This is a genomic window from Hydrogenophaga sp. ANAO-22 (assembly GCF_042466645.1).
Lineage (GTDB): Bacteria > Pseudomonadota > Gammaproteobacteria > Burkholderiales > Burkholderiaceae_C > Hydrogenophaga.
The window spans coordinates 5,444,863-5,458,957 of sequence record NZ_CP159956.1; the positions used below are offsets into that span (position 1 = coordinate 5,444,863).

16 protein-coding genes are annotated in these 14,095 nt (G+C 70.3%); 2 read left to right on the top strand and 14 right to left on the bottom strand.

What is annotated here, in order from left to right:
* Positions 1–63: 63 nt before the first annotated feature.
* Positions 64–984 (top strand): LysR family transcriptional regulator, encoded by a 921-nt coding sequence (locus tag ABSY19_RS26430; protein ID WP_382157270.1) that lies wholly within the window; start codon positions 64–66, stop codon positions 982–984.
* 4 nt (positions 985–988) lie between these two features.
* Positions 989–1,789 carry a prolipoprotein diacylglyceryl transferase gene (lgt, locus tag ABSY19_RS26435; protein ID WP_382157272.1) on the top strand — a complete coding sequence of 267 codons (801 nt, stop codon included), beginning with the start codon at positions 989–991 and terminating at the stop codon, positions 1,787–1,789.
* Between the two features lie 106 nt (positions 1,790–1,895).
* Here the strand turns inward: lgt and ABSY19_RS26440 are convergent, their stop codons facing one another.
* The 14 genes from ABSY19_RS26440 to ABSY19_RS26505 form a co-directional block, all read right to left on the bottom strand.
* Entirely contained in the window at positions 1,896–3,980 is a 2,085-nt protein-coding gene (locus tag ABSY19_RS26440) for a TadG family pilus assembly protein (RefSeq protein WP_382157274.1), read from the bottom strand.
* A 2-nt stretch (positions 3,981–3,982) separates the two neighbouring features.
* Positions 3,983–4,447, bottom strand: a complete 465-nt coding sequence (locus tag ABSY19_RS26445) for a TadE/TadG family type IV pilus assembly protein (protein WP_382157276.1) — start codon at positions 4,445–4,447, stop codon at positions 3,983–3,985.
* The gene (locus ABSY19_RS26450) at positions 4,444–4,938 is read right to left on the bottom strand and encodes a TadE/TadG family type IV pilus assembly protein (protein ID WP_382157278.1); all 495 of its coding nucleotides are present in this window, start codon (positions 4,936–4,938) and stop codon (positions 4,444–4,446) included. The genes ABSY19_RS26445 and ABSY19_RS26450 overlap by 4 nt, the downstream gene beginning before the upstream one ends.
* An 18-nt stretch (positions 4,939–4,956) precedes the next feature.
* Positions 4,957–5,256 (bottom strand): DUF3613 domain-containing protein, encoded by a 300-nt coding sequence (locus ABSY19_RS26455; RefSeq protein ID WP_382157280.1) that lies wholly within the window; start codon positions 5,254–5,256, stop codon positions 4,957–4,959.
* Positions 5,257–5,288: 32 nt separating this feature from the next.
* Positions 5,289–5,447: a hypothetical protein gene (locus ABSY19_RS26460; protein ID WP_382157282.1), complete on the bottom strand. Its 159-nt coding sequence runs from the start codon at positions 5,445–5,447 to the stop codon at positions 5,289–5,291.
* Positions 5,447–5,872 (bottom strand): hypothetical protein, encoded by a 426-nt coding sequence (locus ABSY19_RS26465; protein ID WP_382157284.1) that lies wholly within the window; start codon positions 5,870–5,872, stop codon positions 5,447–5,449. The genes ABSY19_RS26460 and ABSY19_RS26465 overlap by 1 nt, the downstream gene beginning before the upstream one ends.
* 205 nt (positions 5,873–6,077) lie before the next feature.
* Positions 6,078–7,007, bottom strand: a complete 930-nt coding sequence (locus ABSY19_RS26470) for a type II secretion system F family protein (protein WP_382157286.1) — start codon at positions 7,005–7,007, stop codon at positions 6,078–6,080.
* 16 nt (positions 7,008–7,023) lie between these two features.
* Positions 7,024–7,974, bottom strand: coding sequence for a type II secretion system F family protein (locus tag ABSY19_RS26475; protein ID WP_382157288.1), 951 nt, complete (start codon positions 7,972–7,974; stop codon positions 7,024–7,026).
* Positions 7,967–9,283, bottom strand: coding sequence for a CpaF family protein (locus ABSY19_RS26480; protein WP_382157290.1), 1,317 nt, complete (start codon positions 9,281–9,283; stop codon positions 7,967–7,969). Before ABSY19_RS26480 ends, ABSY19_RS26475 begins: the two co-directional genes overlap by 8 nt.
* A 6-nt stretch (positions 9,284–9,289) precedes the next feature.
* Entirely contained in the window at positions 9,290–10,579 is a 1,290-nt protein-coding gene (locus ABSY19_RS26485; RefSeq protein ID WP_382157292.1) for a CpaE family protein, read from the bottom strand.
* A gap of 16 nt (positions 10,580–10,595) precedes the next feature.
* Positions 10,596–11,900 (bottom strand): type II and III secretion system protein family protein, encoded by a 1,305-nt coding sequence (locus ABSY19_RS26490; protein WP_382163952.1) that lies wholly within the window; start codon positions 11,898–11,900, stop codon positions 10,596–10,598.
* Positions 11,901–12,003: 103 nt separating this feature from the next.
* Positions 12,004–12,972 carry a Flp pilus assembly protein CpaB gene (cpaB, locus tag ABSY19_RS26495; protein ID WP_382157294.1) on the bottom strand — a complete coding sequence of 323 codons (969 nt, stop codon included), beginning with the start codon at positions 12,970–12,972 and terminating at the stop codon, positions 12,004–12,006.
* Between the two features lie 42 nt (positions 12,973–13,014).
* Positions 13,015–13,497: a prepilin peptidase gene (locus ABSY19_RS26500; RefSeq protein ID WP_382157296.1), complete on the bottom strand. Its 483-nt coding sequence runs from the start codon at positions 13,495–13,497 to the stop codon at positions 13,015–13,017.
* 28 nt (positions 13,498–13,525) lie between these two features.
* Positions 13,526–13,717 (bottom strand): Flp family type IVb pilin, encoded by a 192-nt coding sequence (locus ABSY19_RS26505; protein ID WP_382157298.1) that lies wholly within the window; start codon positions 13,715–13,717, stop codon positions 13,526–13,528.
* Between the last annotated feature and the right edge of the window lie 378 nt (positions 13,718–14,095).

A 14,095-nucleotide genomic window follows, 5' to 3' on the forward strand; every position in this document is an offset into this window, starting at 1 on the left:
CCGGCGGCCGTTTCCAATTGCTTTGGCGGCTTCCATTAATATGCTGGGCATATGAGTGATACCATGAAAACGCTGCGCATTGAATTGCGCCAGTGGCGCCAGTTCGCGGCGCTGGCCGAAGAGCTGCACTTCGGCCGGGCCGCCGCGCGCCTGCACATGACGCAGCCGCCGCTCACCCAGGCCATTGCGGGGCTGGAGCAGGCGCTGGGCGTGCGCCTGTTCGACCGCACCAAGCGCAGCGTGGCGCTCACGCCCGCGGGCCGGGCCTTGCTGCCCGAGGTGCGCGACCTGCTGGGCCGGGCGCAGGCGCTGCCCGAGCTGGCGCGCGCGGCCGCCGCGGGCGAGCTGGGCCGGTTGCGGCTGGCCTTCGTGTCCACCGTGGGATTCGAATTGCTGCCGCGCTGGGTGCGCGCCTTTCGCCAGCGCTGGCCGCAGGTGGCGCTGGAGCTGATCGAGGCCACGGGCGACGTGCAGCTGGAGCTGCTCGCGCGGGGCGAGGTGGACGCGGGCATGGTGCTGCATTCCCCGGGGTTCCAGGCGCTGGGCCTGGCGCACGCGCGCATCGCCAGCGAGCCCTTCGTGGTCGCGCTGCCCGAGTCGCACCCGCTGGCCGCGCGGGACCACCCGGGGCTGGCGGCGCTGCTGGCCGAGCCGCTGGTGATCTTTCCGCGGCGCATCCTGCCGACCTTGCACGACGCCATCTTCGCGCTGTACCACGCGGCGGGCCGCGCGCCGCAGGTGGCGCAGGAAGCGATCCAGATGCAGACCATCGTCAACCTGGTGTCGGCCGGGCTGGGGCTGGCCTGGGTGCCGCAGAGCGTGCGGCAGTTCCAGCGCCCCGGCGTGGTCTATCGCAGTCCCAGGCCCTCGCGCGGGCGGGCCGCGCCGGCGTGCGAGACCAGCCTGGTCTGGCGCGCCGACGCGGTCACGCCGGCGCTGGCCCATTTCATCGAATTCGCCCGCACACAAGCTGGACCACAATAGAACCATGCTCCAACATCCCCAGATCGACCCCGTCGCCCTCCAGATCGGCCCGCTGGCCATTCACTGGTATGGCCTGACCTACCTGCTGGCCTTCGGCCTGTTCCTGCTGCTGGCCAACGCGCGCCTGCGCCATCCCCCGTTCGCCAGCGTGACCCAGCCGCCCTGGACGCGCCGCGACGTGGAGGACATCCTGTTCCTCGGCGTGCTGGGCGTGGTGGCCGGTGGGCGCATCGGCTACTGCCTGTTCTACAAACCCGCGTACTACCTCGCCAACCCATTGGAGATCTTTGCGGTGTGGCAGGGCGGCATGAGCTTCCACGGCGGCCTGCTGGGCGTGATGCTGGCCATGGTCTGGTACGCGCGCAGCCGCCAGCGGCCCTTCATGCAGGTGATGGACTTCGTGGCCCCTTGCGTGCCCACGGGCCTGGCCGCGGGGCGGCTGGGCAACTTCATCAACGGCGAGCTCTGGGGTCGCGTGGCCGATCCCTCGCTGCCCTGGGGCATGGTGTTCCGCGGCGCGGGCGATCTGCCGCGCCATCCCTCGCAGGTGTACCAGTTCCTGCTCGAAGGCGTGTTGCTGTTCGTTCTGCTGTGGTTCTACGCCCGCAAGGAGCATGCGCGTGGCCAGGTCTCGGCCGTGTTCCTGTTCGGCTACGGCGTGTTCCGCTTCATCGCCGAGTTCTTCCGCGAGCCCGACGCCCACCTGGGCCTGCTCTCGCTGGGCATGAGCATGGGCCAGTGGCTGTGTGTGCCCATGATCCTGGCCGGCGCGTTCATGTGGTGGTGGTTCGGCCGGAGAGGCTGACACCCCCTGCGCCGCTTCGCGGCTTCCCCCTCTCTGGCGCCTTCGGCTGGGAGGGGGACGGCACCTTGGGCCGGCGGAGCCGGACCCTTGTTGCCCCTGGTCCTGCTCAATACACGAGGTGCGCGCGCGCCTGGCAGTTGAGGGTCCGCAGGTGCACGTCGATCTGGCCCAGGTGCAGGCCCAGCACGTCGTGCAGGATGGGGGTGAGCACACTGTTCCCGATGCCGTCGAGCAACGGACGCAGCACCTGCAGCAGGTAGCCGGTGAGGGCGGTGATGGCGTTGGGCACGGTATCGCCGCCGCCGGACGAGTTGCCGTTCAGGCTGTTGGCGATCTCGTTGACGCAGGCCGCGTCGTTGGAGCCGATGAGCGCGCTGCACCCTCCGATCACGCCGCCGAGCACGGCCCCCAGGATGTCGCCCACGCTGGTCAGCAGCCCGCCGACGAGGTTGCCCACCCCGGTCAACAGGCCTTGCAGGTTGAGTGACAGGGTGTGGCTGAGCAGGGCCAGCACCTCGCTGCTCAGCCCGCCCAGGAAACCACCGAGGCCGTTGGTGGTGTTCTCGATGTTGGCCTTGATGATGGCCAGGCGGCCCACGCGGCAGGCCCGGCTGCCGCAGGCGGCACCTTGCGCGTTCCACAGGTCCTGCGCTGAGGCCTGGCGCTGCGCCAGGGTCAGGGCCGGCCCCCGATCGAGCGTTTCCACCAGCAGGGTGGCCAGCAGCGCGTCGGTGATGTTCTTGACGGTGCTGCCCAGCAACAGGTCGTTGCCCACCGTGCCGGTTTCGCCAGCCGCCAGGGTCACGCTCGCCTGCAGCGGCAGCGCGTCCATCTTGAGGTGCGTGCGCAGGCTCACCAGGTTCACGGGCCCCAGGCCCAGGCGCAGCAGGTCTTCGTCGGCCAGGTTCTGGTCGCAGCTCGCGCTGGTGGAGAAGATTTCATTTTCATTGGCCGGGTTGGCACCCGGCCGGCCTACGCAGACCTTGACGATGGAGGCGTTCACCGCGATGGATGCGCGCTCCGTGCCGTCGGGTTTGCGCAGCGCGGGTGTGCACATCTCGGTGAGCGTGCCCCGGCCGTTGACCAGGTCGACCATGATGGGCAGCTTGATCTGCGCGAACTGGTTGATCACCGGCAGGTTGCTGGTGCTGATCTCGATCCAGGTGCGCAACTGGGCGGTGTAGGCCGTGGCGCCCACGCCGCCGATGGCCACGGAGGGCGGCTCGATCAGCACGGTCTTCGCGCTCACCAGGCCCGCCAGGCTCAGGCCGTTGACGGCCACCGCGTGCTTCTGCGTGGCCACGCCGATGGCCGAGTACAGCAGGTCCAGCGCGTTCACGCCCACGTTGAGCGCCGAGGCGGCGTTGGCGCCGGGGGCGATGATCTCGGCGAACAGGCCCGAGGGCCCGCTGGCCAGGCTGCCGAGCTGCACCTCCAGGTTCGGCACGCCCAGGCGGGTGGCCACGGCATTGAGCAGCGCGGCGTTGCTCGCCAGCAGCGTGTCCTGCCCACCGGCCGTGACGATGGCGTTGAGCAGCGGCCCCAGTTGCACGGTCTCGGCCGCGAGCAGGGTATTGAGTTCGCCCACGCCGATGTCGGTGGCCACCGGGATGCCCAGGGCTTGCAGCAGCCCGGCGGGGGTGATCTGCACTTGCGCCAGGCCGTCGTAGCCCACCAGCGAGGTGCCGGTGAGGTCGAGCCCGATGCCCTTGAGCAGGTCGCCCAGCACCGAGTCTCCGGTGCGCAGCAGGGTGCTGCCCACCGAGAACGAAGCCAGCGGGTCGGTGGCGGCGGCGATCGCTTCGGCCCGCAGGCTGCGCTCGCCCGGAAAGAAGGCGAGCAGGGGCGGTGGCGCGCCTTCGATCACCACGTGCATGGCGTTGAAGGCGGTCTGACCAGCGGTGAAGTGGCGTTCCGTGCCCTGCGCCGGGTCCCAGCGGCCGCAGGCCACCACGGGCGTGAAGCCGGCGAGGTTCTGGCCGGCGTTGTTGAGAGCCGCCGCGCGGGCCGCGGTGCAATCGGCCGGCAGCACGGCCGAGGCGCCGGCGATGGCCGCGAGGTCGGCCGTCTTCTGCAGCTCGCGCTTCATGAAAAACAGGTAGCCCAGTTCGGTGCCCACGAGCGCGATCACGATCAGGCTGAGCGCGATGGCCGTGTTGATGACGATCGAACCGGACTGGCGGCGTGGCATGGTCAGAGCGCGGCGATGGCGCGGCTGGTGAGCGTGCCGGGCAGCCACTGGCTGGTGTCGAGCAGCGGCACCCAGGGCAGCAGGCGGCCGGCGGTGTAGGGGAAGGACACCGTCACGGTGAGCGTGGTGTTGGGGGTGGCGACGTTCACGCTCGCGGTCTGAGTGAGCCAGGCGCGGCGCATGGCCGGCGTGTTGCTGTGCGCCAGCGGCACGATGACCGAGCCGCTCAGCGAGTCCCAGACCACGCTCTCGATGTGCGACTTGGCCGTGGCGAGCTCGGGGCCGGTGGCGGTGCGCAACTGGGGAAACATCTGCGCCGCGCGCGCACCGTCCGCCGCCGCGCGCGACAAGGCCTGCTGTGTGTAGAGCACGACGCCGAAGGTGGCGATGCCGTAGAACGCCAGCAGCAGGCCCAGCAGCACGAAGGCGAATTCGATCGCCGCCACGCCACGCTGCCGGCGGTTCACAGCGCGCTCCCGTCGAGCAGCACGCTGGCCCGGCCCACCAGTTCGTTGGGCAGGGCAAAGGACGGGAAGGGTGGCAGCACCTGGTGCAGGCCGCCCAGCCGCACGGTGACGCTCACCTGGCAGCGCAGCGCCCACGAGGTGCCGCAGGGCAGTGTGCCGGCGGGCTGCAGGCAGGTGCCGGTGGCGGTCTGGCAGACCTCGGGCAACGGGATGGTGAGCACCGCGGCCGTGGGCTTCCAGCCCAGGGAGCGGTCTTCGGCCACCTGCTGTGCCTTGAGCTGCCGCGCGGCCAGGCTGTTCTGGTGCCGCAGGGCCGCGCGCGCGCCGTCTTCGGCCGCGTTCTGCAGCCCGAAGCGGAAGGTGAACAGGATGCTGTAGCAGACGATCGAATAGACGAGGCCGAAGAAGAGCAGGAAGGCCATGGCGTACTCGATGGCGTACACACCGCGCTGGCGCCGGTGTCGGCGAAGGAGGGCCTGGGCCGGGCGCATGGCCGTGAACCGCTGGCCTTACTTGGTCTGCAGCCGCGAGCCGAACCAGACCGGCAGTGGCTGCTCGAAGCTCTTCATGTAGCGCTGGTGGCTGGCCTCGGCCACCGCACCGTCGATGGGCCGTGGCGTGGCCGAGGCCTCGCGCCCCTCGCGCTGGCGCTGCAGCAGCTCATGGGTGGCGTCCCCCACGCGCGCGGAAGGCGCGGCCGGGGTGGCTGGCGCCGGGGCCGATTGCGCCCACAGCGGCGGCACCACCGCGAGCGCGGCCCACAGGGCCAGGCATCGCAGCGGGCGCGGGCGGTGCGTTCTTGTTTTCATGGAACCTCCTGAGGGTGTGACAGCGTGAGAGATCAGGGCGTGGCCAGGGCCGGGGGCGTGGTGAGCATCGGGCTCAACCGCAGGCCGGTCTGCACCGCCAGGGTGCCCGCCAGCGGGCGGTGCGGCGCGAGTTCCTGGGCCAGTTGTTCGATCGCCTGGCGCGTGGCGCCGCTGAAGCGGGCTTCGTCCATCACCTGGCGGGCCTGCTCGGTCTGGCCCTGGGTGAGCAGGTACAGCGCGAGGTTGCTGCGCACCCGGGGTGGGTGGGCAGCAGCTGCGCGGCCTGTTGCACCGGCAGGCGCGCGGCGTCGAAGCGCTGCGCGCGCAGCAGGGCGTAGCCCAGGTCGCTGAGCAGCAGGCCGTCGGCCGGCAGCACCTGGCGCGCGCGCTCGAACATCTCGGCCGCGCGCGCGTAGTCGTCGCCGGCGCCGGCGAGCAGGCCCAGGCCCCGGTAGGCGGCGGCGCGCTCGGGGGTGTCGAGCAGCTTGTCGTACAGCGCCGCGCTGGGCCCGGGCTGGCCGGTCTGGCGCAGGGCGTCGGCGCGCAGCAGGCGGGTTTCGGAACTGACCCCCAGCGCTGCTCCAGCGCGTCGATGTGGGCGAGCGAGGCGAACCACATGCCGTTGCCCTGCATCTGGCGCACCAGCGACAGGTAGGTGGGCCGGTTGTCCAGCGTGGGTTCGCGGGCAGCGGCCTGCGCGGCTTCGAGCTGCGCCGCGTCGGGCAGCGAGGCGCAGGCGCCCAGCGCCAGGGCGCCGGCACCGAGCAGCAGGCTGCCGCAGGCGCGGCCGAGCGAAGAGAGGCGGGTGGAGGCGGTGGTGTTCATGATCCGGTCATGCTCCCGACGGAGCGGATGATGGCGAGGAAACCGGGACCCGCGGTGATGATCACCAGCGCGGGCAGGAGGGTGGTGACCATCACGACGGTCATCTTCACGGTGATCTTTCCGATGAGCGCCTTCATGCCGGCCTTGCGGTGCACGCGCAGGCGCTCGCTGAACTGGCGGATCGGTTCCTGGATGGCGCCGCCGTGTTTGTCGACCTGGTTGATCAGGGCGACGAAGTCCATCAGGTGCTGGTTGTCGTGCAGGCCGGCCATGCGCTGGTAGGCCTGCTCGCGCGTGCGGCCCTGGCTGTACTGGCGGTTGGCCTGCGCCACTTCCGCGCCGAGCACCGGCAGCACGTGCTGGAAGTCGCTGGCGATCACCTGCAGGCTCTGGTCCAGGCTCAGCCCCACGCTCTGCAGCAGGCCCAGCATGTCCACGAACAGGGGCAGTTCGTGCGCCACGCGCTCGCGGCGCTGGCCGGCGCGGTGCTTGAGCAGCCACTTGGGGCCCATGAAGCCCACGGCGAAGGCCGCCGCGGACCACAACAAGGCGTTGCCCGAATGGCCCCAGGCGAGGTGGCCCAGCACGGGCAGGCCCAGCGCCAGCACGGCGCGCGAGATCAGCAGGGTGAGCTGGGCGCGCACCGGCGGCAGGCCGCATTGCTGGATGAGGCGGCGGTCCTCATCGGCCACGAGCAGCCGGCCCAGGCGGCTTTCCAGCCAGCGCGCGGGCCAGTGGCTGCCTTGCAGGAAGGCCAGTTCGTCGGGCAGGGCATGGGCCGGTGTGGCGTTCTCGCCCAGGGCCCGCTGGATGACCTGCGCCGTGGTCTGGCGCTGCGCGTGCTGGTGCAGCAGCAGGCCGGCGGCCATCGCCAGGGCCAGGGCCAGCAGCAGCACGGCCAGGATGGACAGGGGCAGGGCGCTCATGGTGGGTTGCCTCGGATCAGGACAGCCGCGCCAGCCGGTAGAGCAGCAGCGCGCCGAACGCCTGCAGGCCGATGGCACCGAACACCATGGCCTGCCCCGTGGGATCGCTCCACATGCGCGCGAAGTAGTCGCCGTTGGTGGTGACGATCGCCCCCCCGACCACCACCGGCAGCAGGCCCAGGATCCAGGCCGAGAAGCGCGTTTCGGCCGACATCGCCACCAGCTCCTGTTCGGCCTCCTCGTGGTCGCGCATGAAGTGGGCGACGCGTTCGAGCAGCACGTCGGAGCGGCCGCCATAGCGCATGCCCAGGCCGAGGATGGAGGCCAGCAGGAAGATCTCTTCGATGTGCACCTTGCGCGCGATCTGCAGCAGCGCCTGGTCGATGTTCACGCCGGCCTTGATCAGGCCCATGGCGTTGTCCATGTGGCCGCGCAGCGGCTGCTTGGTGGTGGCCGCGGCGGTCTGGAACGCGGCCTGGGTGGAGTGGCCCATCACGATCAGGCGCACGATCACGTCGAGAAAGCCGGGCAGTTGCCGGATGATCTGGCGCCGCATGCGCTGCACCCGAAGCCAGATGAAGAAGGCGCCACCGATGAGCAGCACCGCGAGCAGGCCCAACGCGCTCACGGCGCCCGAGCTCAGCGCGGTGACGCCGACCGAGACGGTGGTGGCGGCCAGCCCGCCCAGCAGCGCGCCGGGCGGCACCGCGCCCAGCAGCCAGCCCGGCAGGCGCACGGCGGGCTTGCGGGCGGTGGTCGAGGAGGGCAGCGGCACCACCGGTGGGGGCGCGCCAAACCGCAGCGAACCCGAGGGCAGCGGGTTGGCGGCCACCGGGTCGATGCGGTCGGCCAGGTGGCGCTGGGCCAGCTGGCGGCGCTGGCGCCGCACCGAAGCGGCCCACAGCAGCACGCCGACGGCGGCCAGCAGCAGGGCCACGGCGAGGGCGACGGCGCTGCGTTCAGGCATGGCCGCGCTCCGTGAGCTGGGCCTGCAGGCTCTGGCGCAGGCGCGCAATCTTGGGGGAGTGCGGCACCACGCCCATGGCGATCCAGCGATCGCCTTCCTGGCCATCGGGCTGCGTCACCGGTTCGTGGCGGAACAGCTCCTGCATCGCGACCACGCTGTCGTTCAGGCCGGTGATCTCGCTGATGGAGAGGATGCGGCGCGTGCCGTTGGGCAGGCGGCCGATCTGCACGATGAAGTCGATCGCGTTGGCGATCTGGCGGCGCAGGCTGAGTTCGCTGCCCTGGTAACCCCCGAAGCCCGCGAGCATCTCCAGGCGGTACAGGCATTCGCGCGGCGAACTGGCGTGGATGGTGCCCATGGAGCCGTCGTGCCCGGTGTTCATGGCCTGCAGCATTTCGATCACCTCGCCGCCACGCACCTCGCCCACGATGATGCGGTCGGGCCGCATGCGCAGGCTGTTGCGCAGCAGGTCGCGGATGGCCACGCTGCCCGAGCCGTCGTAGCCGCCGGGGCGGCTCTCCAGCCGCACCACGTGGGGATGGTTGAGAGCGAGTTCGGCGGTGTCTTCGATGGTGACCACGCGCTCGGTGTCGGGCGCGAAGTTGGCCAGCGCGTTGAGCAGCGAGGTCTTGCCCGAGCTGGTGCCGCCGCTGACCAGAATGTTGCAGCGCGAGCGCACCGCCATCTCCAGCAGGTGGCCCATGGCCTGGTCGAAGGTGCCGAGTTCGAACAGCTCCTCGGGGCTCAGCGGGTCCTTGCGGAACTTGCGGATGGACACCGCCGGGCCGTTGATCACCAGGGGCTCGATCACCACGTTGATGCGGCCGCCGTCGCTCAGGCGCGCGTCGACCATGGGGTTGGACTCGTCGAGCCGGCGGCCGATGGGCGCGAGGATGCGGCGGATGATGCGCATCAGGTGCTCGTTGTCGGTGAAGGCCACGTGCTCCTTCTGCAGCATGCCGCGGCGCGACACGTAGACCAGCTTGCTGCCGTTGATGAGGATGTCCTCCACGCTCGGGTCGTTCAACAGGTCTTCCAGCGGGCCGAAGCCGGCGAATTCCTTGGTGAGGGCATCGGCGAGCAGCTGGGTTTCGCGCGCGTTGATCGGTACGCGGTGCAGGCGCACCTGGCTCTCGCATTCGAGGTTGACGAACTGTTGCACCGAGCTGCGCGACCAGCGCCCGAACTCGGCACCGAGTTCCTCGATGCGGTTGAGCAGGTGTTCGTGGATGAAGGTCTTGACGGTCTGGAACTCGTTGGAGTTCAGGAAGGCCTGCTGGTTGTCGGAAAACTCGACGTGGTTCGTCATGGCCTGTTACCTCCGGTGGATCCACTTGTTGAGCATCTGCGCCACGCGCGGCGTCCACGGTGGGGGCTCGCCGCCGTCGGGCGGCGCGCTGCCATCGATCCACGGCAGCAGGCCGCGCACCATCTGGCCGACCGCCTGCACGTAGGGGTCGTTGCGCGCGGATCGCGCCAGCAGCTGGCCCTGGCACGAGGCCGCCAGCAGGGCGCTGGCGCGCGCCGGCAGCACGTGGCTCAAGGGCAGGCCGAGCTGGTGGGCGATGTCCAGCGCGGGCAGGTTCACGAACGGCTCGAACTTGTTGACCACCAGCGAGAGCCGCTGCATGTTGACGTCGTGTTCCCGCAGCTCGCGCAACAGCGCGGCGGTGGAGACGATGCCGCCGATGCTCTGGTCGCAGACCACCCAGACCTGGTCGGCGTTGCGCGCGACCTGGGCCACGAAGTCGATCGACGAGAAGCCGCCGAGGTCGGCGATCTGCACGTCGAAGAAATCGGTCAGGCGCTGGACCAGCGAGACCGACTCGGCGTGCGAGATCTCGCGGATCTGCGCCAGGCTGGCCGGCAGGGGCAGCACCGCCGCGCCGCTGGCGTGTTGCACCAGCGCGGTCTGCAGCAGGGTCGGGTCCAGGCGGTGCAGGTTGTGCACGCCGTCCACGAAGCTGAACTCGCTCTTGAGGCCGAGGTAGAGCAGGGCGTCGCGCGCGGGCAGCCCCAGGTCGAGCAAGGCCACGCCCTGGCGGTGGACCACGCGTCCGGGCACGCGGGCCAGGGCAGCCGCGCGCTGCTCCTGCAGCATCGCGGCGAGGTTGCAGGCCAGCGTGCTGACGCCCAGGCCGACGCGCGCGCCGAGCAGGGCGATGCTGCGGCCCTTGACCTGCGGCGAGCGCTGGCCCTGGCGCCGCGCCATCAGGTCCTGCAGCACCGCCAGCACCTCGGTGGTCGGGCCGTCGAGGTCGAGGAAGTCGTCCACGCCCGCGCGCAGGGCGGCGAGCGTGGTGTTGGTTTCGTTCGCGTGGCCGGTGCCGATCAGCAGCAGCTCCGGCCAGTCGCGCCGCAGGGCGGTGGCCAGGCGCGTGCTGCGCAGGGCCTGGGCGCCGGAGAAGTCCAGGAACAGGGTGCGGGGTTGGGCCGTGGCGATGCGTTCGCCCAGCGCGGCTTCGTCGAGCGTGACCACCGTGACCTGGCCGAGTTGCCCCAGGGCCGCGTTCAGCCAGCCTGTGTGTTCGCCGTTGTCCGACGCGTACAGGTAGACGTTGCGGCTCTGGACCGTGGTGTGCAGGGGGGTGGGCATGGTGCTCATGGCGGGTGGCCGGGCGTCACCGGGAAAAACCGGGCAGGGCGTCGTCGGCGCCGTTGCCCACGAGGAAACCGCGCCAGAAGGCGGGGTCGCGCTGCTCGGTGCGACCGGGCAGGGCCGCATCCACCTGGGTACCTTGGGCGAGCGGCTTGACGAGGTGGGGCGTGACCACGATCACCAGCTCGCGTTCGTTCTGCTGGTAGTCCTGGCGCTTGAACATCGTGCCCAGGACCGGCAGGTCGCCGAGCATGGGCACCTTGTCCAGGCTGGAGGTGGTGGTGCGGCTGACCAGGCCACCGATGACGAAGCTCTCACCGTCGCCGAGTTCGACGGTGGTGTCGGCGCGGCGCGTGGTGATCGCGGGCACGGCGACACCGCTGAGCGTGACGGCGTTGGTGTAGTCCAGGTCGCTGGCCTCGGGCGCTACCTTGAGCACGATGCGCTGGTTGGACAGCACGGTGGGCGAGACGGTCAGCCCGATGCCGAAGGGTTTGTATTCGATGCTGGTGGTGCCCAGGCCTTGCGCCACGGGCACCGGAATCTCGCCCCCGGCGAGGAAGTTCGCGCTCTGGCCCGAGAGCGCCACCAGCGTGGGTTCGGCCAGCACGCGGGCCAGGCCGTTGCCTTCGAGCAGGCCCAGGTTCAGGCCGATGTTGGCCTTGCCGAAGCTCAGCAGCAGGCCGAAGGCCTGCGCGAGAGGCGAGGTTATCTCGCCTTTGATCACACCGTCGCGCTCGAACCCGAAGGACTGGAGCGAGCTGGGCGAGAACACGCCGAAGCTGAAGCCGTGCTTGTTCGGGGCGGTGCTGAAGATGTTCAGCCCGGCCTGTTTGAGCACGCGCTTGTTGAATTCCACGATCTTGACTTCGACCTGCACGGTCTGGCTCTTCACGCTCAGCGTGGAGCGGTCGGCCAGCGGGGCCTTGTCGGGCTGCAGCGCCAGGGCCGCCTCGCGCCCCTGCTGGTGCTCGGCGGCCGTCGGGAAGGCGCCTTGCAGCACCGCGCCGTCGCGCTGCACGTGCAGTGTGTAGGTGGTGGCGGCGTCGCTGCCCCGCTCCCACACCAGCAGCGAGGTGCTGCCCGGGGCCTTGCCGGTGATGATGAGGCGCGCGCCCGGTGCACCCGATGCCGCTCGCGCCTTGCGCGTGACCATGACCGAGGCGACCTGCTCGTTGGCGATGGCGATGCGGTCCACCCCCTTGTCGATCACCAGTTCCTGCTGCGTGCCCGCGGTCAGCCGCAGGAGCCGGTCGGTGCTCGAGCTGGCCGATGCGTCGCTCGCCGGTTGCGCGAACAGGCCACCCGAGGTGGCGGTGATCAACAGGCCGGCCAGCAGCGCCAGGCGGGGCCAGCGCGACGGGCGGGCAAGGGCGGGGGTGTGGGCTTGAACATCATGCGGAGCACCTGGTGGGTTGACGCGCGTGGTCTCAATAGCGCACGGTGTCGCGGCGGTCGCCGCGGATGATCTCGACCTCGTGGCCCGTGGGGGCCGCGGTCGCCAGCACCGCGCGGGGCGCGGCGCCCGGCTGTGCCGGCCGGCGGGTGCCCGCCGCGCCGCCACCGGCCGCGAGGTCCTGGGTGGTCAGGCCGGCGAGCGCGCGGTCCATGCCGGTGAGCGCACCGCCGCTGCGGCGGGCCGGCTGCAAGGCGGTCTGCAGCTCGGCGAACAGGGTGGGATCGGGTTCGGCGGTGTCGTTCGGGTGGCGCAGCGCCAGCAGCAGGCGGCCGTTGGCCTCGCCCAATGCGAGCCGGTTCACGTCTTCCACCGGCACGGCGAGCACGGCGGTGCGCGCGGGTTGCTGGTTGCCTGCCTGAGGTTTCTGGTTGCCGCGGCCCTCGCCGCTGGTGGGCATGCCGTCCACCGATGCCGTGCCGAAGGCCAGCACGCGCTTGCGCGCCAGCAGCAGGCGCGACTGGCTGCGGTCCACGTCCCGGCCGTCGGCCTTGAGGGCGAAGAACACATCGACGAAATCGCCCGGGCGCACGCTGTTGGCCACACCCATGACCTCATCGGCCTTCACGGCCACGGCGCGTTCGCCGGGCTCCAGGCGCAGGGCCAGGCCCGACACCAGCTGGTTCTCGAGCAGTGGCGCGCCGGTGCCCAGGTCGAACACCGGCACGCGGCCGACCGCCTCGGCCACCGCCATGAAGGCGCCAGCCGGGTTGATGGGAAGTTGCGCCACGCGCAGCGCGCCGGCTTCAATGGCCTGGCCCGCCGGCAGCGGTTTGGTGGCCACCACCACCGGGAAAGTGGCCTCGGCCGGCGCGAGCTGCACAACCGGCTGCGGGGCGGCGACCGGCGGGGGTGGTTTGCGGCTGAGCATCCACGCATAGCCGATCAGCAGGAGCGCCAGCAACACCAGGACGCCAGCGATGATTTGGGTGAATCGGATCATGGTGTCGGGCCTTTGAAGGGATGGGTCGGTGTCCGCGGCGCTTCAGCCGCCAGCGCGCCAGGCCATGAAGGCGATGGTCGAGACGGCGAGATACGCCGCCAGGGGGATCGGGCGTGCGCGCGACCCGGTGCCACGCGGCCGGCCCGAGAGCGCCAGCGCCAGGCGCGGCGCCAGGGGCCAGCGCTGCAGCGCGAGCCAGAGCAGGCCGTGCAGCCCGGCCAGCAGGCTGGCGGCGACCCAGATGGGCAGCAGCGGCTGCAGACCCACCCACAGGCCCAGGGCGCCCGCGAACTTGACGTCGCCCGCACCCATGAGTCCGAAGGCATAGAAACAGAGCAGGCCGCCGAACGCGGTGGCACCGCCCAGCAAAGCCTGCGGCCAGGTCAGGCCGAAGGGCTGCAGGTCCAGGGCCAGGGCGGCCAGCGCCAGTGCGATGCCCGCCAGCACCAGCCCGTTGCGCACCCGGCGCTCGAGGCCATCGTGAACGATGGCGATCAGCAGCCAGAGCAGCAGGACCAGTTTCATGGCGGGCAACCTCGGCCAAGTGGTGAGGTCAGGGGGTGGCCGCGCCGGTGGTGGCCACCGTTTTCACGTGCGCAAAGATGGCGTTCAGCGTGCCCTTGACGCCGGCGTCGCTGTTGAAAACGGCGAGCAGGATGACCGCCATCAGGCCGGCGATGATGCCGTATTCGATTGCGGTGGCGCCTTCTTCGTCGCGCAGGAAACGGGTGATGGCTGCTTTCATGATGAACTCCTGTAGGGAAAACTGGATTGAGAACTTTGGATCGACTATCAATTGATCGGTCTTGCCGATCGGCTGGAAATGAGGCCCTTGGTTTTCATCACCGAACGGTTAATCGGTGAGGGCAGATGGGTGGTTTCGATAATTCAACCTCCTTGTATGAAAGCCAATCCGATGCGGCACCGGAAAGGCAATCCAACATTCCCTACACGCTTTTGGGTGTCGGCCCGAGAGCGCGCTGTGGTACTGCGTTTCCGCGGTGTTCAGCCCGTTGGGGTGATTTCCAGACGGATTCGCTTCGATCTGGCAATCGTATCGACGGGGCGATTGAATAATGAAGGGAAGTTAGGGGTTTGCACCGCCTATTAATTCGGTTTGACG